Source organism: Microbacterium sp. STRO-2N (assembly GCF_057747775.1).
Genome location: NZ_CM173223.1, coordinates 79,466 through 104,800 on the forward strand (window position 1 = coordinate 79,466; position 25,335 = coordinate 104,800).

At 71.1% G+C, this 25,335-nt stretch carries 24 protein-coding genes; 10 read left to right on the forward strand and 14 right to left on the reverse strand.

Annotation, left to right across the window (positions count from 1 at the left end; all coding sequences use genetic code 11):
• Positions 1–17 precede the first annotated feature (17 nt).
• The gene (locus AC3ANN_RS00305; RefSeq protein WP_488339016.1) at positions 18–1,298 is read right to left on the reverse strand and encodes a sensor histidine kinase; all 1,281 of its coding nucleotides are present in this window, start codon (positions 1,296–1,298) and stop codon (positions 18–20) included.
• Between the two features lie 152 nt (positions 1,299–1,450).
• On the opposite strand from AC3ANN_RS00305, the gene AC3ANN_RS00310 reads away from it, so the two are divergent.
• Entirely contained in the window at positions 1,451–1,888 is a 438-nt protein-coding gene (locus AC3ANN_RS00310; protein ID WP_488339017.1) for a VOC family protein, read from the forward strand.
• Positions 1,889–2,605: a winged helix-turn-helix transcriptional regulator gene (locus tag AC3ANN_RS00315; protein ID WP_488339018.1), complete on the forward strand. Its 717-nt coding sequence runs from the start codon at positions 1,889–1,891 to the stop codon at positions 2,603–2,605.
• A 13-nt stretch (positions 2,606–2,618) separates the two neighbouring features.
• On the opposite strand, the gene AC3ANN_RS00320 is transcribed toward AC3ANN_RS00315, so the two are convergent.
• Positions 2,619–4,517 (reverse strand): sigma-70 family RNA polymerase sigma factor, encoded by a 1,899-nt coding sequence (locus tag AC3ANN_RS00320; protein WP_488339019.1) that lies wholly within the window; start codon positions 4,515–4,517, stop codon positions 2,619–2,621.
• 288 nt (positions 4,518–4,805) lie between these two features.
• Positions 4,806–5,645 (reverse strand): exodeoxyribonuclease III, encoded by an 840-nt coding sequence (locus AC3ANN_RS00325; RefSeq protein WP_488339020.1) that lies wholly within the window; start codon positions 5,643–5,645, stop codon positions 4,806–4,808.
• Positions 5,646–5,709: 64 nt separating this feature from the next.
• On the opposite strand from AC3ANN_RS00325, the gene pyrE reads away from it, so the two are divergent.
• Positions 5,710–6,288, forward strand: a complete 579-nt coding sequence (gene pyrE / locus AC3ANN_RS00330) for an orotate phosphoribosyltransferase (protein WP_488339021.1) — start codon at positions 5,710–5,712, stop codon at positions 6,286–6,288.
• Between the two features lie 129 nt (positions 6,289–6,417).
• Here pyrE and AC3ANN_RS00335 read toward each other — a convergent pair whose 3' ends face one another.
• Positions 6,418–6,990, reverse strand: coding sequence for a YdeI/OmpD-associated family protein (locus AC3ANN_RS00335; RefSeq protein ID WP_488339022.1), 573 nt, complete (start codon positions 6,988–6,990; stop codon positions 6,418–6,420).
• A gap of 9 nt (positions 6,991–6,999) precedes the next feature.
• Entirely contained in the window at positions 7,000–8,424 is a 1,425-nt protein-coding gene (gene pdxR, locus AC3ANN_RS00340; protein ID WP_488339023.1) for a MocR-like pyridoxine biosynthesis transcription factor PdxR, read from the reverse strand.
• A 70-nt stretch (positions 8,425–8,494) separates the two neighbouring features.
• Here pdxR and AC3ANN_RS00345 point away from each other — a divergent pair, with 70 nt between their 5' ends.
• Positions 8,495–9,478 (forward strand): aldo/keto reductase, encoded by a 984-nt coding sequence (locus tag AC3ANN_RS00345; protein WP_488339024.1) that lies wholly within the window; start codon positions 8,495–8,497, stop codon positions 9,476–9,478.
• A 35-nt stretch (positions 9,479–9,513) separates the two neighbouring features.
• Here AC3ANN_RS00345 and AC3ANN_RS00350 read toward each other — a convergent pair whose 3' ends face one another.
• A complete protein-coding gene (locus AC3ANN_RS00350; RefSeq protein WP_488339025.1) occupies positions 9,514–10,323 on the reverse strand; it encodes an HAD-IIA family hydrolase in 810 nt (269 codons plus the stop codon).
• 58 nt (positions 10,324–10,381) lie between these two features.
• Between AC3ANN_RS00350 and AC3ANN_RS00355 the strand changes: the two genes are divergently transcribed.
• Positions 10,382–11,335, forward strand: coding sequence for an SDR family NAD(P)-dependent oxidoreductase (locus AC3ANN_RS00355; protein ID WP_488339026.1), 954 nt, complete (start codon positions 10,382–10,384; stop codon positions 11,333–11,335).
• Between the two features lie 573 nt (positions 11,336–11,908).
• Here the strand turns inward: AC3ANN_RS00355 and AC3ANN_RS00360 are convergent.
• Entirely contained in the window at positions 11,909–12,544 is a 636-nt protein-coding gene (locus tag AC3ANN_RS00360; RefSeq protein WP_488339027.1) for a metal-dependent transcriptional regulator, read from the reverse strand.
• A gap of 21 nt (positions 12,545–12,565) precedes the next feature.
• Entirely contained in the window at positions 12,566–13,900 is a 1,335-nt protein-coding gene (locus AC3ANN_RS00365) for an Nramp family divalent metal transporter (RefSeq protein ID WP_488339028.1), read from the reverse strand.
• Positions 13,901–14,141: 241 nt separating this feature from the next.
• Between AC3ANN_RS00365 and AC3ANN_RS00370 the strand changes: the two genes are divergently transcribed.
• Positions 14,142–14,744, forward strand: coding sequence for a TrmH family RNA methyltransferase (locus AC3ANN_RS00370; RefSeq protein ID WP_488340882.1), 603 nt, complete (start codon positions 14,142–14,144; stop codon positions 14,742–14,744).
• A gap of 6 nt (positions 14,745–14,750) precedes the next feature.
• On the opposite strand, the gene AC3ANN_RS00375 is transcribed toward AC3ANN_RS00370, so the two are convergent.
• Positions 14,751–16,076: an MATE family efflux transporter gene (locus tag AC3ANN_RS00375; protein WP_488339029.1), complete on the reverse strand. Its 1,326-nt coding sequence runs from the start codon at positions 16,074–16,076 to the stop codon at positions 14,751–14,753.
• Positions 16,077–16,147: 71 nt separating this feature from the next.
• Here AC3ANN_RS00375 and AC3ANN_RS00380 point away from each other — a divergent pair, with 71 nt between their 5' ends.
• The 3 genes from AC3ANN_RS00380 to AC3ANN_RS00390 all read left to right on the forward strand — a co-directional run bounded on the left by AC3ANN_RS00380 (position 16,148) and on the right by AC3ANN_RS00390 (position 20,297).
• Positions 16,148–18,112, forward strand: a complete 1,965-nt coding sequence (locus AC3ANN_RS00380; protein WP_488339030.1) for a M13 family metallopeptidase — start codon at positions 16,148–16,150, stop codon at positions 18,110–18,112.
• An 85-nt stretch (positions 18,113–18,197) separates the two neighbouring features.
• A complete protein-coding gene (locus tag AC3ANN_RS00385; RefSeq protein ID WP_488339031.1) occupies positions 18,198–19,115 on the forward strand; it encodes a serine hydrolase in 918 nt (305 codons plus the stop codon).
• A gap of 69 nt (positions 19,116–19,184) precedes the next feature.
• Positions 19,185–20,297, forward strand: coding sequence for a 5-methyltetrahydropteroyltriglutamate--homocysteine S-methyltransferase (locus AC3ANN_RS00390; protein ID WP_488339032.1), 1,113 nt, complete (start codon positions 19,185–19,187; stop codon positions 20,295–20,297).
• 31 nt (positions 20,298–20,328) lie between these two features.
• Here AC3ANN_RS00390 and AC3ANN_RS00395 read toward each other — a convergent pair whose 3' ends face one another.
• The gene (locus AC3ANN_RS00395) at positions 20,329–21,120 is read right to left on the reverse strand and encodes an ABC transporter permease (protein ID WP_488339033.1); all 792 of its coding nucleotides are present in this window, start codon (positions 21,118–21,120) and stop codon (positions 20,329–20,331) included.
• Positions 21,117–21,836 carry an ABC transporter ATP-binding protein gene (locus tag AC3ANN_RS00400; protein ID WP_488339034.1) on the reverse strand — a complete coding sequence of 240 codons (720 nt, stop codon included), beginning with the start codon at positions 21,834–21,836 and terminating at the stop codon, positions 21,117–21,119. Before AC3ANN_RS00400 ends, AC3ANN_RS00395 begins: the two co-directional genes overlap by 4 nt.
• A 123-nt stretch (positions 21,837–21,959) precedes the next feature.
• On the opposite strand from AC3ANN_RS00400, the gene AC3ANN_RS00405 reads away from it, so the two are divergent.
• Entirely contained in the window at positions 21,960–22,499 is a 540-nt protein-coding gene (locus AC3ANN_RS00405) for a helix-turn-helix domain-containing protein (protein WP_488339035.1), read from the forward strand.
• Here the strand turns inward: AC3ANN_RS00405 and AC3ANN_RS00410 are convergent.
• The 3 genes from AC3ANN_RS00410 to AC3ANN_RS00420 are packed head-to-tail and all read right to left on the reverse strand — an operon-like array spanning position 22,496 to position 25,273.
• On the reverse strand, positions 22,496–23,446 hold the full coding sequence (locus AC3ANN_RS00410; RefSeq protein ID WP_488339036.1) for a VOC family protein: 951 nt from the start codon (positions 23,444–23,446) through the stop codon (positions 22,496–22,498). The two genes, AC3ANN_RS00405 and AC3ANN_RS00410, sit on opposite strands and share 4 nt — an antisense overlap.
• Before the next feature lie 32 nt (positions 23,447–23,478).
• Positions 23,479–24,567, reverse strand: a complete 1,089-nt coding sequence (locus tag AC3ANN_RS00415; RefSeq protein ID WP_488339037.1) for a 4-oxalomesaconate tautomerase — start codon at positions 24,565–24,567, stop codon at positions 23,479–23,481.
• Complete coding sequence (locus AC3ANN_RS00420; RefSeq protein WP_488339038.1) at positions 24,560–25,273, reverse strand: 4-carboxy-4-hydroxy-2-oxoadipate aldolase/oxaloacetate decarboxylase; 714 nt, start codon at positions 25,271–25,273, stop codon at positions 24,560–24,562. Before AC3ANN_RS00420 ends, AC3ANN_RS00415 begins: the two co-directional genes overlap by 8 nt.
• Between the last annotated feature and the right edge of the window lie 62 nt (positions 25,274–25,335).

The following is a 25,335-nucleotide window of genomic DNA, read 5'->3' on the forward strand; positions in this document are numbered from 1 at the left end:
GCGGATCGGATCGCCGCTCACGCGCGGGCCTCCGGCGAGACGGCGGCACGCAGCGGTACGCGCAGGCGCACCAGGAATCCGCCGCGCGGGCGGGGTCCTGCCTCGAGCGTTCCCCCCGAGGCCAGCGCGCGCTCGCGCATGCCGACGAGGCCCAGGCCCGGACGCATCGCCACGACCGCCCGGCCGGTGTTGGTCACCTCGAGCTCGATGGCGTCGTCGCCGTAGCGCAGGCGCACGTCGGCCGAGGCATCAGGCCCGCCGTGGCGGCGCGCGTTGGTGAGCGCCTCCTGCGCGACGCGATACACGTTGACCTGCACGAGATCGGGCAGCGGCACCGGCTCGCCGACGACCGTCAGGGTGGTCGGCAGACCGTTGTCTTCGGCGTGGGCGACGAGCGCCTGCAGGCCCGACAGCTGCACGGTGGAGCCGCCCTCGTGGTCGCCTTCGGGCGTCCGGAGCGTCTCGAGCAGCTGGCGCAGCTCGTCGAGGGCCGATCGGGCGGATGCCTCGACCCCGAGCAGTGCGGAGCGCGCGGCATCCGGGTCGCGGTCGAGAACGGCCCGCGCCGCGCCCGCCTGCACGCCCATCGCCGACACGTGGTGCGCCACGACGTCGTGCAGCTCGCGGGCGATGCGGACGCGGTCGAGCGCGACCGCCTGGGCGGCCGTGACCTCGCGCTCGCGCTCCAGCTCACGCGTGCGCTCCTCGAGCGCCGCGCGCTCCATCGCCGATGCGTATGAGCGATCGCCGAGATAGTACGCCCCGCCGAAGAACGCCGCGTTGACGAGGAACTGGATCAGCATGTACGCGGCGAACGGCGAGAACAGCCCGCTGCGGGAGAGGAACTCGTCGGACGGGTCGATGGCCGCCTGGAACGTCGTGATGATGAGCCACACGAACATGCCGACGATCACGGCGATGCGCACGTACATCGCGCGACGGCGGTCGTCCACCCACGCGCCCACGGTATACATCGCGATGAACAGCGAGATCTGGTTGACGTACATCTCAGGGATGCGCGCCGAGATGCCGACGAAGAAGACGATCGCGATCGCGACCAGCGCGACCTCGGGGAAGCGGCGCCGGATCGCGAGCGGTGCGGTCAGGGCGAGCGCGTACAGGAGCGCCCACCCCATGCTCGGCGCGCTGTCGTCGCCGAAGAATCCCGCCACCGACCCGAGCGCGGAGCTGATGACGGCGCCGACAAGGAGCGCACCGGCGAGCCATACGTCGTTGCGCAGCTCCTGCGCAGCCGGCGGCGGCCGGTGCGCGGGGCGGGTGACAGGGGTGTCGAGCATGCCCTCAACGGTAGGCGGCGGCCCTCGGTCTCGGCATCCGTCGTGCGGGGGAGAAAGTCGATTGCTTGTTATTGACAAGCAGGGTTGTTATTTGCAAGCATCGGCGTATCGGGGCTGGACCCCGAACCGCACCTCGAGCAAGGAGCACGGCAATGACGCACATCTTCGTCAACATCCCGACGATCGACCTCGAGAAGGCGAAGACCTTCTACACGGCGCTCGGCGCCGACATCAATCCGCTGTTCACCGACGAGAACGCCGCGTGCATCGTGTGGGACGAGAACGTCTTCTTCATGGTGGTCACCAAGGATTACCTCGGGACGTTCACCGACAAGCCGATCGCCGACCCGAAGTCGGTTGCGCAGACGCTGGTCGCGCTGAGCCGAGAGTCGCGCGACGAGGTCGACAAGACCGTCGAGGCGGCGCTCGCCCACGGCGGCACGGAGCCCAAGGAGGCGCAGGACTACGGCTTCATGTACAGCCGCCAGCTCGAGGATCCCGACGGCAACATCGTCGAGTTCGTCTACATGGAGCCGCAGGCGGCCGAGCAGGGCCCTGACGCGTACATGGCGGAGCAGGCGCAGGCGTAAGTGGCCGCCCGCAGCTACGGACAGCACTGCGGGGTCACGACGGCCGTCGAGCTGATCGGCGAGCGGTGGGCGCTGCTCATCGTGCGCGATCTGCTCGTCGGTCCTCGCCGGTACACCGACCTCAAGCAGGGACTGCCCAAGATCCCCACGAACATCCTCTCCACACGGCTCAAGGAGCTGCAGGAGGGCGGTGTCGTGCGCCGCGTCCCGCTCCCCAACTGCGGGCTGGTGTACGAGCTCACGCCTTACGGCCGCGAGCTCGAGCCGATCGTGCTCGCGCTCGGCCGGTGGGGGTTCGCCCGGATGGGAGACGCGGGGCCCGACGACATCGTGACAGCCGACTCGCTCACGATGACCCTGCGCGCCGCATTCCGTGAGGATGCCGCAGCCTTGCTTCCGCCGGCGGACTACGAGGTCCACGTCGCCGACGTCGTCCTCCGCGTGCAGGTCGACGGTGCCCGGCTGCGCATCGCGCAGGTGCGGCCGGCCGGCCGCCCGGTCGAGCCCCGGTCGACGCGCGTCGCCGACGCCTCGGCGGGCGACCCCGGCCTGGTGTTCGCCGCGGGCTCCGGCATCCGTCGGCTCATCGCGGGTGACGTGACACCCGCCGAGGCGATCGATCGCGAGATCCTCGCCATCGTGTCGGGCGACGCCGGGCTGCTCGAGCGCTTCACGGCGACCTTCCACCTCGACCCAGGGGCCGCACGCGTCGCGTGACGGTGGGGGACTGTCAGGCGACCGGTTCGACCGGGGCGAGTGCGGTGATGGTGAACGTGGCGAGCCGGCCGACCCTGTCGGTCTCGGGATCGACATAGCGGACGCCGACGACGTGGTCGCCGGGAGCCGTGTTGTACACGACGCGTCTCAGGGGAGTGCCCGTCAGCTCGTGCCTGTTGCCTGTCGATGTGCCGTCGAACGAGACGACGGCAAGCCACCCCTGCTGCCCGTCGAGGAACAACGCCAGGTCGTCAGCCGCGCCGTCGCCGTCGGCGTCCTCGAGGAACGTCTGGGCAGTCCCCTCCGCCGTCGTGACGCTCGGGGCGGGAAGCGTGAAAGGCCCTGTCGCGGCACTCGGTTCGGAGGTGAGCAGGCCAGGGGCGGTCTGCACGGCGCGCACCGTCATGCCCTCCCGGAGGAGGTCCGCCGGGATGTCGGCGATGAACACCCCGTCAGGCTGCACCGTGGTCTCTGCGAGCGTTGTGCCCAGTTCGTCGTTGAGCACGACAGTCGCGCCGGGAACGCCCGTGCCGGTGATCGGGTCAGGCACGGGGGCGTCGAGGTTCGGCACCGGTGCGAGCGCCGGTGCCGCCGTGCGAGCGGGTTCGACGGGCGGAGTCGGAGTGGGAGTCGGATTCGGGGCCGGCGTGGGCGGCGGCGGCGGTGGTGCCGGTGCCGGCACAGGCGCAGGGGCCGGCGCGGGGACCGGCGCGGGCGGCGCCGGCGGCGCCGGAGCAGGCGCGGCCTCGACGACGGGCGGAGCGACCGGCTCGGGCACCGTCGGCACATCGGGTGTCGTCGGTGCCTCGTCCGCATCCGTGCCGTCGCTCGTCGGCGGTGAGTGCTGGCCACTCGATGCGTCCGAGACGATGGGAGCGGCATCCGTCTCACCCAGCGGCGCGTTCCATGGCGCGAGCGTGATCACGACCGCGACGGCCGCGGCCGCGGCCACCGCGCCGGCCGCGATCCCGACTGCGGACAGGACGGTGGTGCCGGCGCCCCCCGCGCCGGCACCCCCGTCCGAGGCGCCCCCAGATGCGCCTGTTCCCCCAGAGCCGGACGTCCCCCCTCCCCGAACGGGCGTTCCGGTCACCACCGCTGCCACGGCCGGAGTGGCATCGGTGGTGTAGGCAAGGGCCCCAACCCCGCCAAGTACAAGTGGCAGCAGCACCATCCGGAGCTTCTGCGACACGTTCTCGAGGTCGGCCGCCACGATGCGGCACGCCTGACACTCGCGCAGGTGCGCGTCGAGCCGACGCCGATCGCCACGACGCACCGGCTTCCTGTCGCTCGCGACGAGCAGCTCGCACACCCAGCGGCACTCCGCGGGCCGCGCGGGATCGCTGATGTGGGCCTGCAGCCAGGACTGCTTGAAGCCTTCGCGGGCGCGATACGCCAGCGCCGAGACGGCGTTGGGAGTCATTCCCAGCAGGGGCGCCACCTCGCGCGGCTTCATGCCCTCGACCTCGGTGTACCACAGCAGTTCGCGCCAGCGCTCGGGCAGCTCGCGGAACGCCTGCGCCAGCACCGAGCGATCGGCTACCAGCTCGGCGAACTCGGCCGAGGAGTCTGCCGCCCGCTCGTCGAGATCGTCGAGCGGGATCTCCTTGGCCCGGCGGCCCCACGACGCGGCGATGTTGCGAATCGTGCTGAACAGGTACGGGCGGAAGCCCTCGTGCGGTCCGCCGCCCTTGCGAATGGCGCTCAGGATCAACGTGAACGCCTCGGACACCAGGTCGTCCGGGTCGACCGTCGGGCTGACGGCTCGCGCCGCATTGCGCCCGCTCGCGACGTGCCGCTCCCACAGCTCCGCGTAGGCGGCGTCGTCCCCCGCGCGGGCGGCGTCGACGAGCTCCTCGTCGGAACGCACGGGCAGCGAGTCGTCCACGACGTCGCTGCGGGGGGTGTTCACGTCGACTCCTCGCCGGATGGCATACGGGTTTCACGGGTGACCGGCGGGGCGGATCCGCGCCAGATTAATGGGATGCGCTGGGAAACCCCTGGTGAGGGGCATCCGTCGTCGGGTGGACTGTGCGCTCCATTGTTCATGACGTACCGAGAGCTCGATCATGACGCGACGGCGGAAAAAACTTCTGCAACGTCTGGATCCCGCGCCGAGGTCCCCATTCACTGCAGCCTGCGGCTCGACCACGACGCAGCGGCGCACCAGCGGTCGTTCCTCGCATCGACCCGTTCCGCGTCAGAAGATCATCGGGCGATCGTCGTCGTCCGGACCCTCGAGATCGAGGTCGACGACGACCGGCACGTGGTCGCTCGGAGCTTCGCCCTTGCGCTCGTTTCGGTGGATGGCCGCGCCCGTCACGGCGTCGGCCAGCACGTGCGAGCCCAGGATGAAGTCGATGCGCATGCCTTCGTTGCGGGGAAAGCGCAGCTGCTTGTAGTCCCAGTAGGTGAAGCCCGTCGGCACGAGCGGACGCACGACGTCCTGGAGACCGGCCGCCTCCAGCGCGGCGAACGCCTCGCGTTCGGGCGGCGACACGTGCGTCGCGAAGCCCTGGACGACCGAGGGGTCGCCGTTGTCGGCATCCGTCGGGGCGATGTTGAAATCGCCGACGAGCGCGAGCGGCAGGTCCGGGTTCGCGGCGAGCGCGCCCGAGGTGTACTCAGCGAGCGCCGACAGCCAGTCGAGCTTGTAGAAGTAGTGCGGGTCGCCGAGCGAACGGCCGTTGGGCACGTACAGGCTCCACACCTCGACACCGCCGACCGTCGCGCCCATCGCACGGGCCTCCAGCGGGGCATCCGTGCCTACATGGTCCTTCGCGAACCCGGGCATGCCGGGGAACGCGGTGCGCACGTTCTCGATCGGCTCGCGGCTGGCGATCGCGACGCCGTTCCACTGCGAGAACCCGAACGCCTCCACGTGGTAGCCGGCGTCCTCGAAGCGCTCGAAGGGGAACTGCTCGGTCTTGCATTTGATCTCCTGCATCGCGAGCACGTCGATGTGCTCGCGCACCGCGAAGTCGACGATGCGGTCGACCCGGGCACGGATCGAGTTGACGTTCCAGGTGGCCAAGCGCATGGACCCCAGCCTATTCGCGGGCGCAGACGCTCACGGTCGTCGCGGCGTCCGTAGACTCGTCGGCATGACCGTCGCCTCCACGCCCGAGCTCGAAGCCGACCGCCAGTACCTCATCGCGCTCATCGAGGACGAGGCGGTGTTCCACGGCGACTTCACGCTCTCGAGCGGCAAGCAGGCGACGTACTACGTCGACATGCGCAAGCTGACCCTCGACCACCGGGCGGCACCCGCCATCGGGCGCATCATGCTCGACCTCATCCGCGACGTCGACGGCGTCGTGGCCGTGGGGGGCCTGACGCTCGGCGCCGACCCCATCGCGAACGCCGTGATGCACGAGTCCGCGCGCACGCACCGTCCGCTCGACGCGTTCGTCGTCCGCAAGGAGCCCAAGGACCACGGCCGTGGACGGCAGATCGAGGGGGCGGATGTCGCGGGCAAGCGCGTCGTCGTCGTCGAAGACACGTCGACCACGGGCCAGTCCGCGCTCAAGGCTGTCGAGGCGCTCCGCCGCGAGGGCGCCGAGCCCATCGCCGTCGCGGTGATCGTCGATCGCAAGACCGGCGCGCAGGCCGCGGTCGAGGCCGAGGGGGTGCAGTGGCTCGCGGCGATCGACCTCGACGACCTCGGGCTCGAGCCGCAGTAGCGCCGGGCGGGTCGGGTCAGTCGTCGTGGCGGTCGCGGCCGCGCCACAGCTGCCACACGAGCACGATGAGCGTGCCGAGCACGATCACGGCCGATACCGAGAGCAGCAGCGTCTGCTCGGTCCCTGAGATCACGGTCGTCGTCCTTCCGCAGCATCCGTCACGATCTTGGCGATCCGCGCGGCCCGCGTCTCGGGGCGCCGCGCCATGTCGACGCTCGCGATGCCGAGCTTGCGGGCCGACGGCGGGAACGCGTCCCACGCCGCGCGGGCTGCGGGCACCGCGTCGAGCGCCGTGGCGAGGTCGTCGGGCTCGCGCAGCGCCTCGGAGTTGTCGAGCACGCTCCACGCTCCGTTCGCCTTCGCGACCTCGATGGCTCGGATGCCGGCTTCCGTGAGCAGCCCCTCGGCCTCCAGCCTCGCGACCCTGGCCTTGTTCGTCGCCGCCCAGCCGCTCGACGGACGCCGGGGTGCGAACCACAACCCGCCACGGAGCTCGTCGAAGGTGCGCACCGGGCCGTCGATCCACCCGAAGCACAGAGCGTGGAGGATCGCGTCCTCGTACTCCACGAACGTGAGACCCGAACCGGCACGCGCCCGGACCAGCCACGCCCCCTTCGACGTGCGATGGTTCGCTTCGAGCCACGCGCGCCAGGCCGCGGCATCCGTCGCCTCCACCATCTCACCGTCGTCGAGCGCGCCCATGCGATGAACCTACCGGGGGCCTGCGACCTCGCGCACGGCGTCGGCGAGCCGGGCGACCGCCTCGTCCACGAGCGGATCGGCGAGATTGCCGTAGCCGAGCACGAGCCGCTCTTGCGCCCGTGAGGCCGGCGACACCCGGTAGCGCCGGAGGTCGGTGATCGCGACATCGCGCTCGGCCGCGGCACCGACCAGGCGTGCGGCGCTGACGTCGGGCTGCAGCTCGAGCACGACGTGGAGCCCTGCGGCGATGCCGGAGACACGGCACTCCGGCAGCCGCCGCGAGAGGGCGTCGAGCACCGTCTCGCGCCGCCGGCGGTATCGCGTGCGCGCTGCGCGCAGATGCCGGTCGAGGTCGCCGGCGGCGACGAAGCGGGCGAGCGCGAGCTGATCGAGCGTCGACGGCGAGGCGGCGCCGTCGACCGTCACGGGGGCGTGCAGCCACGGCGGCAGCACCATCCACCCCAGGCCGAGCGCCGGCGTGGCGCTCTTGCTGAGGCTGCCGACGAGCGCGACGCGGTCGGGCGCCATCGCCTGGAGGGCGCCGACGGGCCGACGGTCATAGCGGAACTCGGCGTCGTAGTCGTCTTCGATGACGACGCCCTCGTGCTCACGCGCCCACTCGACGAGCCGCTCGCGGCGCGATGCCGACAGTGCGGCTCCGAGCGGGAACTGGTGGGCAGGCGTCGACAGCACCGCGCGCGCACCCGTGCGGGCGGTGGCCTCGACCAGCGCATCGACGTCGATCCCCTCCTCGTCCACCGCAACCGGCACCGACGCGAGCCCCTCGGCTGCGGCGAGCTCGCGCATCCGCGGCCACGAGGGATCCTCGACCAGCAGCGACCGATGGCCGAGCGCGCGCAGGGCACGGGCGAGCCGGCGCATGCCGTCGGCCGCGCCGTGGGTGACGACGACGGCGTCCGCCTCGGCGCGCGCGAAGCGCGAGCGGGCGAGATACGACGCGACGGCGGCCCGGGCTGCGGGCACATCGGCATCGAGCCGGAAGAGCTCTGCATCGGGCGACTCGGTCAGAGCCGCCGACATCGCGCGGAGCCAGCGGGCACGTGGTGCATGACGAAGGTCGGGCACGCCGGGAGCCAGATCGAAGCGCGGCCGCTTCAGTGCGGCGGGCGGCTCGGGCGCCGGCCGGGGGATGGCGACGGCGACGGATGCCGCGACCCGCGTGGCCGAGCCGGTCCGGGCCTCGAGGATGCCCTCGGCCGCGAGGCGTCCGTAGACCTCGGTGACGACCCACCGCGACACGCCGAGCGACGCCGCGAGCAGGCGGCTCGGCGGCAGCGCGGCCCCGGACGGCACGCGACCGGTGGCGACGGCATCCCGTATGGCGTGTTCGAGGCGCAGATGCTTCGGCCCGGGTGTGGCGCCGAGGTCGAGCAGCATCTCCCATGCCACCGAATTGGTCTGGATTTCTGCCATCGAATCGGATCGTACCGCCGGACCGAACCGCTTGCACCATTGGAAGCACCACCACACGGAAGGACGCCTCATGCAATACCGCACCCTCTCGAACGGGACCACGGCCTTCGACGTCTCGGTTCTGTGCCTCGGCACGATGTTCTTCGGCACGCGCACCGACGTCGCGACCTCGCTCGAGATCCTCGACCGGTTCTCCGAAGCCGGCGGCACGTTCATCGACACAGCCAACAACTACAACGCGTGGGTGGGCGGTCACGGTCGCGACAGCGAGGACGTTATCGGCACGTGGATCCGCCGCCGCGGCGGCGCCGGCGACACGCGCATCGCCACGAAGCTCGGGGCCGCGAAGAAGGACCCGGCGCTGCCCCTTCAGAACGTGGAGCCGACCAACTTCCAGGGCCTCGGCGCCGAAGTCGTCGCCCGCGAGGCGCGGGCGAGTCTGGAGCATCTCGGGATCGACCGCATCGATGTTCTGTACGGGCATGTCGACGATCGCTGCACGCCGATCGCCGAGACCGTCGCCGCGTTCGGCGAGCTGCAGCGCGAGGGACTCGTCGGCATCTCCGGCATCTCGAACGTCGCGCTGTGGCGGTTGGTCGAGGCCCGCGAGGAGGCTGCGCGCCAGGGCGTCGCGCCGTACGGGGTCATTCAGCAGGGTTACAGCTACGTGTACCCGAACCCCGGAGCAGGGCGGACGAACGACGTGTCGGTGGAACTCCTGGACTACGCGGCGTCCACCGGCGTGGACGGTCGCCCGCCGCTCACCATCACCGCATACTCGCCGCTGCAGCAGGGTGCGTACACGCGTGCCGACAAAGAGCTCTACCCGCCCATGCGCCACGCGTCCAGCCGGGAACGCGTCCGGGTGCTGCACGACGTCGCGGCCGGGATCGGCGCCACGCCCAACCAGGTCGCGCTGGCGTGGCTCCTCGGAGGCGAGGTGCCGGTGATCCCCGTCGTGGGGATCTCGACGGTCGCGCAGCTCGACGAGGCGCTGGGCGGAGTCGACCTCGTGCTCGACGCGGAGCTGCGCGCGCGCCTCGACGCGGTCTGACCTCGGCAAGGCCCCGGGCTGAGGCGCCCGAGGTGTCAGAGCAGCTCGGGGTCCTCGGATTCGACGGGGTGGGCGTCGAGGAGGTCGGCGACCGAATCCAGCACCTCGTCGGGCCGGAACGGGTACCGCTGGATCTCGGCGGCATCGCTGATGCCCGTGAGCACGAGCACGGTGTGCAGGCCTGCCTCGATGCCCGCGACGACGTCGGTGTCCATGCGGTCGCCGATCATGCCGGTGTTCTCGGAGTGCGCGCCGATGCGGTTGAGGGCCGAACGGAACATCATCGGGTTCGGCTTGCCGACGACATACGGCTCCATGCCGGTCGCCTTCGTGATGAGGGCGGAGATCGCGCCGGTCGCCGGCAGCAGCCCTTCGGTCGACGGCCCGGTCGCGTCGGGGTTGGTGGCGATGAACCGGGCACCCGCTCCGATGAAGCGGATCGCCTTGGTGATCGCCTCGAACGAGTAGTTGCGGGTCTCGCCGACGACGACGTAGTCGGGGTCTGTCTCGGTCATGATGAACCCGGCCTCGTGGAGGGCGGTCGTGAGGCCCGCCTCGCCGATCACGAACGCCGTGCCGCCGGGCATCTGAGACTTCAGGAAGTCGGCGGTCGCGAGCGCCGACGTCCAGATCGACTCCTCCGGCACGATGAGCCCCGAGGCCCGAAGCCGCGCCGACAGGTCGCGCGGCGTGAAGATCGAATTGTTCGTGAGCACCAGGAACGGCACCCCCTGATCGCGCCACTGCTGCAGGAGAGCGGATGCCCCGGCGATGGGCGTGTTCTCGTGCACCAGCACGCCATCCATGTCGGTGAGCCAGCATTCGATGTCGGAGCGCGTGCGCATGCGTCCAGGCTAGGGGGTCGCGCTGACGGAGCGCGTCGGGCAGGCGTAGGGTCGAAGCGTGACGTGGGACCCCCGGAGCCTTCCCGATCTCTCCGGACGCGTATACCTCGTGACGGGCTCGAACGCCGGTCTCGGCTACTTCGCGTCGGAGCAGCTCGTGCGCGCCGGCGCGAAGGTGCTCATGTCGGGCCGCCACCCGAACCGGCTGTCCGCGGCGCGGGCGGCGATCCGTCGCCGGGTTCCGGATGCCGCGGCCGATGCCACCGAGCCGCTCATCCTCGACACGTCCAACCTCGGGTCGGTCCGCTCGGCGGCGGCGAGCGTCCGTGGCAGGGGCGGGTTGGACGGCGTGCTGCTGAACGCGGGGATCGTCCACGCGCCGCGATCGCGCGAGACCACGATCGACGGCCACGAGGTCGTCTTCGCGACGAACGCCCTCGGCCATTACGCCCTGGCAGGCGAGCTGCTGACCGCGCTCGCCGCGGGCGCCGGCCGCATGGTGTGGGTGGGGAGCATGTCGACTGCGCTCACGCCGTACGACCCCGTCGACCCCCAGCTCGCCGAGCGCTACTCGGCGTGGCGCGCCTACGTGCAGTCGAAGGTCGCGACTGCGGCTCTCGGGTTCGAGGCCGACCGTCGTCTGCGCGCCGAGGGCGTCCCGGTCGAGAGCGTGGTGGCACACCCGGGGTACTCGACGGGAGGCCGCACCCCCGGCATCGTCGGCGTCAACGAGCCGTCGCGCGCCAAGCGCTTCCGGGACAACCTGCAGGCAGCGTTCGCGCAGTCGAAGGAGCACGGCGCGTGGCCCCTCGTCCGTGCCCTCGCCGACCCCGACATCGAGGGCGGCGAGTTCTGGGGTCCGAAGACGGGCACCCGGGGCGCTCCCCGGCGTCAGACGGCGTCGAAGGTCACGCGCGATCCCGAGGTCGGTGCCCGCCTGTGGCGGTTCGCCGAGGCCGCGACCGGCGTGCACTGGCCCTTCGCGGCGGCCGCGGCATCCGCCCGCCCCTGAGCCTGTCCCCCAGGTGCGGGGCCCGGGTACGCGCTTCGGGTGTCACGACACGCGGGATCGTGCGGGGGATGCCGCGTGTTGCGCCACCTGAGGGTCGGCGCCCGGCGGTCGGCACGCGCGGGGCCGAGGGCGGGGCTTCGGGTGTCACGACACGCGGGATCGTGTGGGCGATGCGGCGTGTTGTGCCACCTGAGGGTCGGCGCCCGGCGTCGCGCGTGGGCCTGGGGCCGGGTTCGGGTGTCACGACACGCGGGGCCGAGGGCGAGGGTTCGGGTGTCACGACACGCGGGATCGTGTGGGCGATGCGGCGTGTTGCGCCACCTGAGGGTCGGCGCCCGGCGTCGCGCGCGGGTCTGGTGCGGGGTTCGGGTGTCACGACACGCGGGATCGTGTGGGCGATGCCGCGTGTTGCGCCACCTGAGGGTCGGCGCCCGGCGCCCGGCGCCCGGCGTCGCGCGGGCTCGGGTGCGGGGCTTCGGGTGTCACGACACGCGGGATGGTGCGGGGGATGCCGCGTGTTGCGCCACCTGAACGCGTGACGCGAGGTGGGGGACCCGATCGCAGTGCGCCCGGTCAGGCGCTGAGCCACACCGCGTCGGCCGCGGCGGGGGGAAGGTCCACTCGGGAGCCCGCGATGACCAGGGTCGCGGCATCCGTCACCGTCGCCTCCGCCCCGACGGCCACGCCCGCCGCCTCGACGGCGCGGAGCAGGTCGGGGTCGCGGTCGCTCACGCGCAGCACCCGCCCGACGTGACCCGGGATCGCCGCGCCGAGCAGCACGAAGGGCTCGCGGTGGACGTGGCCCGAGGCATCCGGGATCGCATCGCCATGGGGGTCGTAGCGCGGGCGGCCGAGACGGTCGTCGATGCCCTCGAGCAGGCGGTCGCTGATGGCGTGCTCGAGCACCTCGGCCTCGTCGTGCACCTCGTCCCACGCGTACCCGAACTCGCGCACGAGCCATGTCTCGATGAGCCTGTGGCGGCGGATGATGCCCGCGGCGCGCTGCTCGCCGGCTTCGGTCAAGGCGATCGGCCCATAGGGCCGGTGCGTCACGAGACCCTGCGCCGCGAGCTTCTGCACCATCTCGGTCACGCTCGACGGCGCGAGGCCCAGCTCGCCCGCGAGCTGCGACGGCGTGATGCGGTCGGTCTGCCACTCGGTGTGGTGGTAGATCGTCTTCAGGTAGTCGTCGATCGCGGGAGAGGCCACCGCATCAGGCTACCCGCGGGCTCACGACCCGCTCAGGACGAGCCACAGCAGGATCGCGTTGAGAGCGATGAGGAAGACGGATGCCGCGACCCCCGCGATCGTCGTCCACACGCGGTTGCGGAAGCCGCCGAGCACGTCGCGGTTCGCGGTGAGGGCGACCAGCGGGATGAGGGCGAAGGGGATGCCGAACGACAGCACGACCTGGCTCAGCACGAGTGCGACGGTGGGGTCGAACCCGATCGCCAGGATCGCGAGCGCCGGGATCAGCGTGACGAGCCGGCGCGCCAGCAGCGGCACGCGGATGTGGAGCAGGCCGTGCATGATCTCGGCCCCGGCGTATGCGCCGACCGAAGTGCTCGCGAGTCCGCTCGCCAGCAGGCCGACGGCGAACAGCGTCGCGACGAGGGGTCCGAGCCCCGCGTACAGCGCGGCGTACGCGCCTTCGAGCGAGTCGGTGCCGGGAACGCCCGCGAGGTTCGCCGCGGCCAGCAGCAGGATGCACAGGTTCACCGTGCCCGCGATCAGCATCGCGATCGTGACGTCCCACTTCGTCGCGCGCAGCAGGCGGCGGGTCGGCATGCCGCGCAGCTCGGCGAGCGTGGCGTCCGGTGCGGTGCGGTCGCTGAGCGGGGTCTCGGGGCCGGCGGCGGGCGGGGCGAACCGGTCCCTTGCCAATGCGCTGTGCGCATAGATGGCGTGCGGCATGATCGTTGCGCCGAGGATCGACGCGGCGAGCAGCACCGAATCGGTACCCTCGAAGCGCGGCACCAGACCCGCAGCGACTCCCGCCGCGTCGGGCGGTGCGACGAAGACCCCGAACGAGAAGCCCAGCGCGATGATCGCGAGCAGGCCGATCACGACGAACTCGAACGGCCGCGGTCCGCGGCGCGACTGGATCAGCAGCAGCGCGATCGACACCGTGCCCGTGATGACGCCGCCCCACAGCAGCGGGATGTTGAACAGCAGGTTGAGCGCGACCGCGCCGCCGATCACCTCGGCGATGTCGGTCGCCATCGCGACGAGCTCGGCCTGCAGCCAGTACGCCCGGCGGCCCCACTTCGACCGGATCCGTGCGCCGAGGGTCTCGGGAAGGCTGCGACCGGTGACGATCCCGAGCTTGGCCGACAGATATTGGATGAGCCAGGCCATGACGTTCCCGATCACGACCACCCACACCAGCAGGTACCCGTAACGCGCGCCGGCCGTCATGTTGCTCGCGACGTTGCCCGGGTCGAGGTACGCGACACCGGCCACGAGGGCGGGCCCGATCAGCCACGCGACCCGGGGGATCGTCGAGGGGCGGCGGGCGTTGTCCGACGAGGTGCGGGCACTGGCGTCGGCGACAGTTTTCGGCATGCCGAAATATTAGCCTCCTTTCGGGACGCCGAAAAGAGGCTATGTGTCGAGAACTCAGGAGACGCGCCGACGCACGGGCCGTTCGCGCGCCGCACGGTCGCGTCCTTCCTGAATTCTCTGCACGCAGCGGCGATACCCTGGGCCGGTGAGCACGCCCGACCCCGACGGCCCTGAGACCTTCGCGCCGCGGCCGGAGCGGGCCGAGTCCGGATCGGCCGAGCCCGAGCAGGCCGAGCCCACGCTGCCGGTCGGGGTGGGACCCTGGCCGGGTGGGCCCGACGCGTGGCCCGACGACCCGCGCTACGACCTCGAGCTGCTCGCACACGGCGACGCCCGCAACGTCGTCGACGAGTACCGGTACTGGACGATGGACGCCATCGTCGCCGACCTCGACAACCGCCGCCACCGGTTCCACGTCGCGATCGAGAACTGGCAGCACGACATGAACATCGGCTCGATCGTGCGCAGCGCCAACGCGTTCCTGGCCGCCGAGGTGCACATCATCGGTCGGCGTCGCTGGAACCGGCGGGGTGCGATGGTCACAGACCGCTACCAGCACGTGCGCCATCACGAGTCGATCGCCGACTTCACACGGTGGGCGGATGCCGCTTCCCTGCCCGTCATCGCCGTCGACAACGTCGCCGGCTCCGTGCCGCTGCAGGACTCCGACCTCCCCGAAGCGTGCGTGCTGCTGTTCGGCCAGGAAGGACCCGGGCTCTCGCCCGAGGCGCTGGCCGCGGCATCCGTCGCCGTCGAGATCACGCAGTACGGCTCCACGCGGTCGATCAACGCCAGTGCCGCGGCCGCGGTCGTGATGTACGAGTGGTGCCGCCGCTGGGCGTGACGCCTGTCAGGCGCCCGCTGTCGTCCAGGCCGACCCGCGCACACGCCAGCCGAGGGTGCCCAGGCGCGCCAGCATGTAGACGCCGAAGAACGCCACCGCGAGCCACGCGAGCCCGGCCGCGCCGGCCGGGTGCAGCACGGCCACCAGCACGAGCGCCGGCAGGAACGGCACCAGGTTCAGCACGCCGACGATGGCCAGGTACTTCGCGTCGCCCGCGCCGATGAGCACGCCGTCGAGCACGAACACGACGCCGCACACCGGCTGGGCGACGGCGAGCACGATGAGCGCGGGCTGCACGAGCGCCGCGATCTCGGCATCCCCCGTGAAGACGAGGCCGATGACCCCTGACAGCGCGCCGATCGCGACGCCCACGATGACTCCGAACCACGCGCCCCACGCGACGGTGCGTCCGAGCACGCGCCTGACCAGCGGGGCGTCTTCGGCGCCGAGCCCTTTGCCGACGAGCGCCTGCGCGGCGATCGCCAGGGCGTCCAGGGCGAACGCCGCGGTCGAGAAGATCGTGAACGCGACCTGCCAGCCGGCGAGCTCGTCCGTGCCGAGGCCTGTCGCGACGGCGACGGTCGCGAGCAGCGCGATGCGCAGCGACACCGTGCGGACGAACAGCCAGCCGCCTGCTCGCGCCGACCCCCGCACGCCCTCCCGCTGCGGGCGGACGGATGCCTCGTGCCGCCGTGCGAGCCTTCCCACCACGACGACGTACGCGGCGACCATGCCCCACTGCGCGACGACGGTGCCCCATGCCGATCCTGCGATGCCCCACCCGAAGCCGTAGATGAACGCCCAGTTGAGGAGAGCGTTCGCGGCGAAGCCCAGGCCCGCGATCCACAGCGGCGTCACGGTGTCCTGCATGCCGCGCAGCAGACCCGTCGCCGCGAAGACCACGAGCATTGCGGGAAGACCCCACATCGAGATGCCGAGGTAGGTCTCGGCCTGCTCCGCGACCCCGGGCGCCGCGCCGAACAGCCCGACCAGCAGCGGGGTCGCGAGGTAGCCGCCGAGCGCGAGCACCGCGCCGATGCCGAGCGCCAGCCACATGCCGTCGATCCCGACCGACACGGCGCGCGACGGGTCGCCCGCGCCGAAGCGGCGCGCGACGGCCGGTGTGGTCGAGTACGCCAGGAACACCATGAGCCCGACGATCGTCTGCAGAACCGCCGAAGCGATGCCGAGGCCTGCGAGCGGCACGACGCCGAGGTGCCCGACCAGCGCGGAGTCGACGATGAGGAACAGCGGCTCGGCGACGAGGGAACCGAGAGCGGGCACGGCCAGCCGCAGGATGTCGCGGTTGAGAGTGTCGCGGGCCGTCGTCACCCTCCGAGCCTACGAGGGCAGGGAGACACCGGCGGCCGAAGCCCTCCCGGCGGGCGGCTAACCTGGAACGCATGACCGATGCCCTCCGCTCCGGTCTCGCGCTCGACGAGCTCAGCGCCGAGATCCGCCCGCAGGACGACCTGTTCCGTCACGTCAACGGCGCGTGGCTCGAACGGACCGACATCCCGGAGGACAAGGCCCGCTGGGGCTCGTTCCACCTCATCGCCGAGCAGGCCGAGAAGGACGTCCACGCGATCGTCGAGGAGTCGCAGGGCGCCGAGCCCGGCAGCGAGGCGCGCAAGATCGGCGACCTCTACACGAGCTTCATGGACACCGAGCGCATCGAGCAGCTCGGCGCCTCGCCGCTGGCCGATGTGCTGGCGCGCGTGGACGCGATCGACAGCATCCCGGCGTTCCTCCGCACCGTCGGCGAGTTCGAGCGCGACGGCGTCGCGGCCCTCATCCACCTGTACATCGAGCCCGACCCGGGCAACCCGCAGCGGTACGTGCCGTTCTTCATCCAGGGCGGCCTGTCGCTGCCCGACGAGAGCTACTATCGCCTCGACAACTTCCAGGAGACGCGCATCGCGTTCCGGACGCACGTGCACCGCATCCTGGAGCTGGCGGGAGTGACGGATGCCGAGGCCGCCGCCGACCGCATCGTCGCGCTCGAGACGGAGCTGGCCACGCACCACTGGGACAACGTCGCCAGTCGCGACGCGGTGAAGACCTACAACCTCAAGACGTGGGACGAGGTCCAGGCTCTCGCGGGCGTCGATCTGACGCCGTGGCTCGAGGGCATCGCGCCCGACCACAGCGAGGCGTTCGCAGAGATCAACGTCTATCAGCCGAGCTTCCTCGAGGGGCTCGGGCTGCTGCTCGTCGAGGACCGCCTCGAGGACTGGAAGGCGTGGCTGCGGTTCGCCGTCGTGCACTCCGGTGCGCCGTTCCTCTCGGAGGAGTTCGTCGCCGAGAACTTCGGCTTCTACGGCACGCAGCTCACCGGTGTCCCCGTCAACCGCGAGCGCTGGAAGCGCGGCGTGAGCCTCGCGGAGGCGGCGATGGGCGAGGCGATCGGGCGCGTGTACGTCGAGCGCCACTTCCCGCCGGCGGCCAAGGAGGCGATGGACGAACTGGTCGGGAACCTCATCGAGGCGTACCGGCACTCGATCTCCGACCTCGAATGGATGAGCCCCGAGACACGCGAGCGCGCGCTCGCCAAGCTCGACGCCTTCACGCCCAAGATCGGGTACCCGGTGAAGTGGAAGGACTACTCGAGCCTCGAGATCGATGCGGCCGATCTGATCGGCAACGTGCGCCGCGCGCACGTGTGGGAGCACGATCGCCAGCTCGACAAGGTCGGGCAGCCGATCGACCGCGACGAGTGGTACATGACGCCGCAGACCGTCAACGCGTACTACAACCCGCTCATGAACGAGATCGTGTTCCCCGCGGCGATCCTGCAGTACCCGTTCTTCGAGGTCGACCGCGACGCCGCCGCGAACTACGGCGGCATCGGCGCGGTCATCGGCCACGAGATCGGCCACGGCTTCGACGACCAGGGCAGCCGCTTCGACGGCGACGGCTCGCTGCGCGACTGGTGGACCGACGCCGACCGTGCGGCGTTCGAGGAGCGCACGAAGATCCTCATCGACCAGTTCGAAGAGCTCGTGCCGCGGGGCCTGGCCGAGGAGCACCACGTCAACGGCGCCCTCACGATCGGTGAGAACATCGGCGACCTCGGCGGGCTCGGGATCGCGATCAAGGCCTACCAGCTCCACGCCGAGCGGGCCGGCGACCCCGAGATCGACGGGTTCACCGGCATCCAGCGCCTGTTCCTCAGCTGGGGGCAGATCTGGCAGCAGAAGGGGCGGGATGCCGAGACCATCCGCCTGCTGACGATCGATCCGCACGCGCCCAACGAATTCCGCTGCAACCAGATCGTCCGCAACATCGACGCGTTTTATGATGCGTTCGGTGTGACAGAGCCCGACGCCCTCTGGCTCGACGAAGACAAGCGCGTCACGATCTGGTGATCGTGCGGGCCCGGCCCGCACGCGACTGACGAGTACCACCCCGAATCCGAACAACACTGGGAATCACAGAACCGGAAGGACACCCGTGGGCACCGAGCCCAGAAGGGATGCCGAGTCGCAACGGGGGGCGCGACGAAGCACCAGCAGACGACTGCCGAGGAGGGCGGCGGTCGGCCGCCGTTCGTTCACGTCGACGCTGAAGGCGCTCGACGAGCTGGCCGCATCCGGCGCGAAGATCTCGGTGCGCATCACCGACCTCGATCGGGGGACGTCCGTCCTCGCCGGCGACGACTTCGTCACGCTCCCGGTCGCGGGGCTCGGCGTCGTGCCGCTGCTCATCGAGGTGGCCGCCGGGTTCGAATCGGGGCGGCTCGACCCGCTGGAGATCATCGACCGCTCGCACATCGATCCGGTGACCGTCGCGGGCGTGTGGCAGCACCTGAAGGCGCCCGCACTGCCGCTGTCGGACCTCGCCGTGCTCACGGCATCGACCGGCGACGCGCTCGCCGCGAACGCGCTCCTGTCCCGCGTGGGGCTCCCGGCCGTCCGGGCGCGCATCGAGCAGCTCGGGCTCGCGCGTTCGGCGCTGCTCGACCGGTTCCGCGACGAGCGCGGTCCCGACGACGCGCCGCATTTCGCTCTCGGCTCCTCGCGTGAGCTCGCCGAGGTGTTCGCCGCGCTGGTGAACTCGCAGGTCGTCTCGCCGGGCGTGAGCGCCCAGGTCGCGGAGTGGCTGAGCCTCAACCACGACCTCTCGCTCGTCGCCTCGGCGACCGGCCTCGACCCGTTCTCGCACGAGAACGACGAGCACGGTCTGCTCTTCGTCAACAAGACCGGCCGGGATGCCGGCATCCGTGTCGAGGCCGGAGTGCTGGCGGGTCCGCGGGCCGGCGTCTCGTACGCGCTGATCGTGTGCTTCGACGACCTGTCGATCTACCACCGCATGCGGGCTCACGAAGCGTTCCGCATCCTCGGCATGGACCTCATGGAGTACGTGTTCTGACGGTGGTTTCATCGCGGATTGTGACGGTACGTTTCCCTATGCCTGGAGGCATCGGCTAGCCTCGCAAGGGTGTCAACACCGCCGTTCCGCGCCGACATCGTCGGCAGCTTCCTCCGTCCCGCAGCCCTCGCCGAGGCGCGCCGCCGCTTCGCGGAAGGCGCGATCGATGCCGATGCGCTGCGCATCGCCGAAGACACCGCGATCGCCGAGCTGGTCGTCCGCGAGGCCGATGCGGGCCTGAAGCTCGCGACCGACGGCGAGTTCCGCCGGTCGTGGTGGCACTTCGACTTCTTCGGACTGCTCGACGGCGTCGACATCGTCGAGCTCGATCACGGCATCCAGTTCCAGGGTGTGCAGACGCGGCCGCGCGGCATCGAGATCACCGGACCGATCGGCTTCAGCGACAGTCACCCGTTCCTCGACCACTTCCGCTCGCTGAAGAGCCTGCTCGAGCGCACCACCGGCGCCGTGCCGAAGTTCAGCATCCCCGCGCCGACCGTGCTCGACTTCCGTCTCGAGCCCGACCACATCACCGCCTCCGAGTACGACGGCCGCGACGCCATCGTCGACGATCTCGTGAAGGCGTACCGCGACGCCGTGGCCGCGTTCTACGACGCCGGCGCCCGGTACCTGCAGTTCGACGACACGGCGTGGGCGTACCTCTGCTCGGACGTCGAGCTCGCCAAGGCCCGCGAGCGCGGCATCCGCACCGACGGGATCGCCGAGCGGTACGCGACCATCCTCAACCGCATCCTCGACGGCAAGCCCGACGACCTCGTCGTCACGACCCACGTGTGCCGCGGCAACTTCCGCTCGACGTGGATCTCGTCGGGCGGCTACGAGCCGGTCGCCGAGCAGCTGCTGGGCAACACCGCGTACGACGGCTACTTCCTCGAGTACGACAGCGAGCGGGCCGGCGGGTTCGAGCCGCTGCGCTTCCTGCCCGAGGGTGACAAGACGGTGGTGCTGGGGCTCATCACGTCCAAGAGCGGGGAGCTGGAAGACGTGGATGCCGTGAAGAAGCGCATCGACGAGGCATCCGCGTTCGCCCCGCTCGAGCAGCTCGCCCTCAGCCCCCAGTGCGGCTTCGCCTCGACCGAGGAAGGCAATCTGCTCACCGAGGACCAGCAGTGGGCCAAGGTGCGCGAGGTCGCCGACATCGCCGCCGACGTCTGGCGCTGAGCCGCGGTATTTTTCGCCCGGCGGCCGCGACTCAGCGCAGGTCGCGACGGAGCGGCGCGACGACCGCGATCGCGGCCGCGAGCAGCGCGTACGCGACGAGGATCGCCGCACCGATCAGAGGTGAGGCCACCGGTGCGCCGCCCAGGTCGGTCTGCTCCGCGATGGCGTCGGTGAGGAAGGTGAGCCGCGTGAGCGACGCCGTGGCCCCGCCGGGCAGGAACGGGTACAGGGCGTTGGCACCCGGGATCAGCATGAGGGCGTGCTCGAGGAAGTAGAAATACCCCAGCACGATGCCGATCGCCAGGAGCTGGTGGCGTGCCAGCGCGCCGATGCCGACCCCCAGCACCATGTAGACGGCGGATGCCACGGCCAGCTGCCCGAGCGTGACGATCAGCTGCTCACCCGTCAGGCCGAGGGTCACGCCGCGCAGGGCGGCGGCGCCGATCAGCGTGAGGCCGGACGTCGCCGACGCGACCACGCCGTAGAAGAGGCCCAGGAGCGCGTATACCACGAGCTTGGCGCCGAGGACTCGGCCGCGGCGCGGAACGCTGAGGAACGTGGTGCCGATGGTGCGGTGCCGGTACTCGCTCGTGATCGCGACGGTGCCGATGAGGGCGGGCACGAACAGCAGGAGCGCCCCGAGGCCGACGACGAGGCCGGCACCCTCGGCGGTGTCGACGCCCGGCATCGGCGTCGTCGAGTTCTCGGGTCCGATGAGGGCCAGGAGGCCCGTGATGCCGCCGCCGCACACGGCGGCGAGGAGCGTCCAGAGCGGCAGCCGGGTGGAGAAGAGACGGATCAGTTCGCCGCGGATCGTGTTCATGCCCGTGCGCCTTCCTGCGTGAGGTGGAGGAACGCCTCTTCGAGCGAGAGGCCGGTCGTGAGGAGGTCGGAGAGGGTGCCGGCCCACGTGATCCGGCCGTCGTCGATGAGGACGACGTCATCGATGCTGTGCTCGAGATCGTTGAGCAGGTGACTCGAGACCAGGACGGCGCCGCCGGCGGCGGCGAAGCTGCGGAGGAAGCCGCGCAGCCACGCGATGCCGGCGGGGTCCAGGCCGTTGGAGGGCTCGTCGAGCACGAGCACTTCCGGATCGCCCAGGAGTGCGGTCGCGAGCGACAGGCGCTGCGTCATCCCGGTGGAGAACGTGCCGATCCGGCGGTCCGCGAAGCCGTCGGCCTGGACGGTCGTCAGCACGCGTTCGACCCGCTCGGCGGGGAGTCCTGCCAGGGCGGCGTAGGTGCGCAGGTGCGCCCGTGCGGTCGTGCGGGGATGTGCGGCGGCGATGTCGAGGACGGCCCCGACCGTGGCGACCGGAGAAGGCAGGTCGCGATAAGCGCGACCGTCGATGAGCGCGCTTCCTTCGTCGGGTCGGATCAGGCCCAGCAGCATCCGCAATGTCGTCGACTTGCCCGCTCCGTTGGGCCCCAGGAACCCCGTCACGCGGCCCCGCTCGACGCGGAAGGTCGCGTCGGACACGGCGTGCACCGCACCGAAGCTCTTGGTCAGGCCGGCCACCTCGATCGCCGGATGCCTCACGAGCGCACCTCGCGCTCGATCCGTGTCGCGTTCGCCAGCGTCTTCATGTCGCACCTCGTTCGATAGAATCGTTCTAACGAAGAGAACATTATCAGACTGAGAACAATGGAGAGGGGACGAGCGATGGACGACTCCTCGATCGCCGACGTCGTGATGCATCCGGTGCGCCTGCGGATCATCCAGCAGCTCGGCGGACGCAGCCTGACCACCGCCCAGCTGCGCGCCGCGCTCCCGGATGTCACGCAGGCGACGCTGTACCGGCACGTCGCGACGCTCGTGGACTCCGGCATCCTGTCGGTCGTGGAAGAGCGGAAGGTGCGTGGAGCCGTGGAGCGCACTCTCGCGCTCGGCGACCGCATGGCCCACGTCGACCAGGCCGAGCTGCGGGCCATGAGCGCCGCGCAGCTGCGCTCGGCATTCCTCGCCTTCCTGGGCGACGTCTCGGCGGACTTCGACCGGTTCGTCGACGGCGAGGACCCCGGGCTGCGCGATTTCGTCGGCTTCGGGCGGGTGGCGCTCTATGTGGACGCCGCCGACCTCGCCGCCATCCAGGCGGGCCTCTCGGAACTCCTCGCGCCCTACCTCGCCGAACGCGGCGGCGGACGGCGCCGAGTGAGCCTCGCGACGGTGCTCATCCCCGAGTCCGAGCCGCTCCCTGCCTAGACGAGCGGAGTGCCGTGGGTATGGAAGGTCTCGATCGTCTTCATGCCCCACGCCTGGCCCTTCTTGCGCTCGGCCTCGGACCACTCGACGACGGGCTGGTCGGGGTCCAGCAGCAGGCGCGCGCCGGCCTGGGCGAACTCGATGCGGTTGCCGCCGGGCTCCCACACGTAGAGGAAGAACGTCTGGTTGATGGCGTGCTTGTGGGGCCCGGACTCGATGTGGACGCCGTTCTCGAGGAAGATGTCGGCGGCCTTGAGGATGTCTTCGCGAGTGTCGGGGGCGAAGGCGATGTGGTGCAGGCGGTTGCCGTGCTTGGTCCAGTCGTCGGAGTACACCACGTCGTACGACTTCAGTGAGAAGTGGAACCACCAGGCGGCGAACCGGCCGCTGTCGAGGCGGATGCGCTCGGACTCGCGCATGCCGAGCGCGCTCGCGAGGAACTCGCCGTTCGCCTCGACGTCCTTCGCGAGGTAGTTGATGTGGTCGAGGCGGCGGGCATTGACTCCGCGGCCGGGGAAGCGCGACGCCTGGTTCTTCAATGCCGGGCGGTCGTCGTCGCCGGCGACGTAGCGCTCGGTCTCGTAGTAGATGCCCATCGAGTGGCCGTCGGGGTCGCGGAACGCGTACGTCGGACCGGTTCCCACCTCCCCCTCGACCCAGCCCTCGCCGAGGCCCGTCGCCTCGATCGCAGCGACGCGGCGGTCCAGGGCCTCGCGCGACGATGCCCGGAACGACGTGCGGCCGACGCCCGCTGCATCCTTCGCCGTCAGCTTGATCGTGTACAGCTCGTACTCGTCCCAGGTGCGGAGGTAGACCGAGTCGCCCTCATCGGCCACCACGCGCATCGCGAGCAGCTCTTCGAAGAACCAGCGGCTCTCGGCGGGCTTCGGGGTGAACAGCTCGACGTTGGCGAGGTGGGCGACGTCGAACGACGTGTACGCGGTCATGGGGCGTCCTCTCTGACGGGCGGGGGTTCGGGTCACAGGCGCGGTCGCGGAAAGACGACGCCGTCGAAGAGCTTGCGTGCCGTGCGCAGCGAGAGCGACGTCGCCTGCCACACGCCGTCGTCGCCACGTGCCACGTGCACGCGCGACGGGAACGTCCCGCTCGGGTGCTCGATGAGCGCGGTGTCGCCGTCGAGGGGGGCCGCGAGCTCGGCGCCGACGGCGCCAGGGATGCGGAGGGCGGCTGCGACGGATGCCGCCATCAGGACGCCGATCGAGCTGTGCACGCGCGCCGGGATGAAGGCGCGTGTCGAGATCGCGCCGCCCGCGCGCGGCGGCGACAGCAGGAGCAGCTTCGGCACGCTCTGCGCCGTCACATCGCCGAGCCCCATCAGCGGGCCCGCCTCGCGACGGATCCGCTCGATCCGCTCGCGCAGGGTCGCGTCGCCTTCGAGCTCGGCCGGCGACTCGTCGCCGCTCAGGCCGAACTCGTCGGCACGCAGCAGCACGACGGGCATGCCGTTGTCGATGAGGGTCGCGCGGTGGCCGTCGATCTCGTCGGCCGGGCGGCCTGTCGGCAGCAGCGGCTTGCCCGGTCCGCCGCCCACCTCGAGCGAGATGGCCGATGCGGTGCCCGGGACGCCGTCGATCGTGGCGTCGCCGTCGTAGTCGGGGCGGCCGGCCGAGGTCGCGAACTCCGAGGTCGCCACCGCGCCGGTGTTGAGAAGGCGGATGCGGACGGTGGTCCGAGGCTCGGAGGGGGCGACGAGGCCGCGCTCGACGGCGAACGGCCCGATGCCGGCGAGGAGGTTCCCGCACGTCTGCGCGTCGCCGACAGTCGCCTCGTCCACGCCGATCTGCAGGAACAGGTAGTCGACGTCGACGCCCTCCGCGGTCGAGGGCGACACGATCGCGACCTTGCTGGTGAGGGGGTGCGCACCGCCGATGCCGTCGATCTGACGTTGGTCGGGCGATCCCATGATGCGCAGCAGCAGCTCATCGCGCGCCTCCCGTTCCGAGGGGAGGTCGTCCGCGAGGAAGTACGCGCCCTTCGATGTCCCGCCGCGCATGAGCATGCAGCGGATGCCGTCGCGCACCGCATCCGTCGTGCTCCGGTCAGCCATCGTCCCGTGCCTCGTAGCGGGCCTGCGTCACGTACTCGACCCCGAGTTCGGCGAGGAGCGGGCGCAGGCCCTTGCGGTCGAGGCTCAGCTCGGCTCCCGACGCGTAGGCCTCGCGATCCGCCGCCTCCTTCGCGACGCGGGCATCGGCCGCCGCCAGCACCGCCGATGCGCGGTCGCGGGGCACGACCACGACACCGTCGTCGTCGGCGACGACGACGTCACCCGGACGCACTGTCGCGCCGGCGAGGACGACGGGCACGTTCACCGAGCCGGGCGTCGCCTTCACGGTGCCCTGCGCGTGCACGGCTCTCGACCACGCGGGAAAGCCCATCTCGCGCAGATCCGCGATATCGCGGACGCCCGTCGTCGTGACGAGCCCGCGCACGCCGCGGGCCTTCAACGCGGTGGCGAACAGGTCGCCGAACGCGCCGTCGCTCGACTCCGACGTCGTCGCGACGACGAGCAGGTCACCCTCGCGGCACTGCTCGATCGCTGCGTGGATCATGAGGTTGTCGCCCGGCTGGCTCAGGACGGTGATGGCCGTCCCCGCCACGCGTGCACCCGCCTGGATCGGACGGATGCCGGGACCCACGAGGCCCGCACGACCCATCGCCTCGTGCACGGTCGCGACGCCGTGCGCTCCGAGCGCGGCGGCGGTCGCGGCATCCGCCCGCTCGATGTCGGTGACGACGACCGGGCCTCTCATGCCCGGACCTCCCCCGCGCGAGACTTCACCATTGTCATCGCCCAGGCTCGAAATCGAGACAG

Coding starts and splice junctions, on each gene's coding strand:
- AC3ANN_RS00395 (WP_488339033.1), bottom strand. CDS start 21,120: ATGAACACGATCCGCGGCGAACTGATCCGTCTCTTCTCCACCCGGCTG.
- AC3ANN_RS00380 (WP_488339030.1), top strand. CDS start 16,148: ATGACCGATGCCCTCCGCTCCGGTCTCGCGCTCGACGAGCTCAGCGCC.
- AC3ANN_RS00410 (WP_488339036.1), bottom strand. CDS start 23,446: ATGACCGCGTACACGTCGTTCGACGTCGCCCACCTCGCCAACGTCGAG.
- AC3ANN_RS00305 (WP_488339016.1), bottom strand. CDS start 1,298: ATGCTCGACACCCCTGTCACCCGCCCCGCGCACCGGCCGCCGCCGGCT.
- AC3ANN_RS00345 (WP_488339024.1), top strand. CDS start 8,495: ATGCAATACCGCACCCTCTCGAACGGGACCACGGCCTTCGACGTCTCG.
- AC3ANN_RS00350 (WP_488339025.1), bottom strand. CDS start 10,323: ATGCGCACGCGCTCCGACATCGAATGCTGGCTCACCGACATGGATGGC.
- pdxR (WP_488339023.1), bottom strand. CDS start 8,424: ATGGCAGAAATCCAGACCAATTCGGTGGCATGGGAGATGCTGCTCGAC.
- AC3ANN_RS00335 (WP_488339022.1), bottom strand. CDS start 6,990: ATGGGCGCGCTCGACGACGGTGAGATGGTGGAGGCGACGGATGCCGCG.
- pyrE (WP_488339021.1), top strand. CDS start 5,710: ATGACCGTCGCCTCCACGCCCGAGCTCGAAGCCGACCGCCAGTACCTC.
- AC3ANN_RS00420 (WP_488339038.1), bottom strand. CDS start 25,273: ATGAGAGGCCCGGTCGTCGTCACCGACATCGAGCGGGCGGATGCCGCG.
- AC3ANN_RS00415 (WP_488339037.1), bottom strand. CDS start 24,567: ATGGCTGACCGGAGCACGACGGATGCGGTGCGCGACGGCATCCGCTGC.
- AC3ANN_RS00325 (WP_488339020.1), bottom strand. CDS start 5,645: ATGCGCTTGGCCACCTGGAACGTCAACTCGATCCGTGCCCGGGTCGAC.
- AC3ANN_RS00405 (WP_488339035.1), top strand. CDS start 21,960: ATGGACGACTCCTCGATCGCCGACGTCGTGATGCATCCGGTGCGCCTG.
- AC3ANN_RS00310 (WP_488339017.1), top strand. CDS start 1,451: ATGACGCACATCTTCGTCAACATCCCGACGATCGACCTCGAGAAGGCG.
- AC3ANN_RS00365 (WP_488339028.1), bottom strand. CDS start 13,900: ATGCCGAAAACTGTCGCCGACGCCAGTGCCCGCACCTCGTCGGACAAC.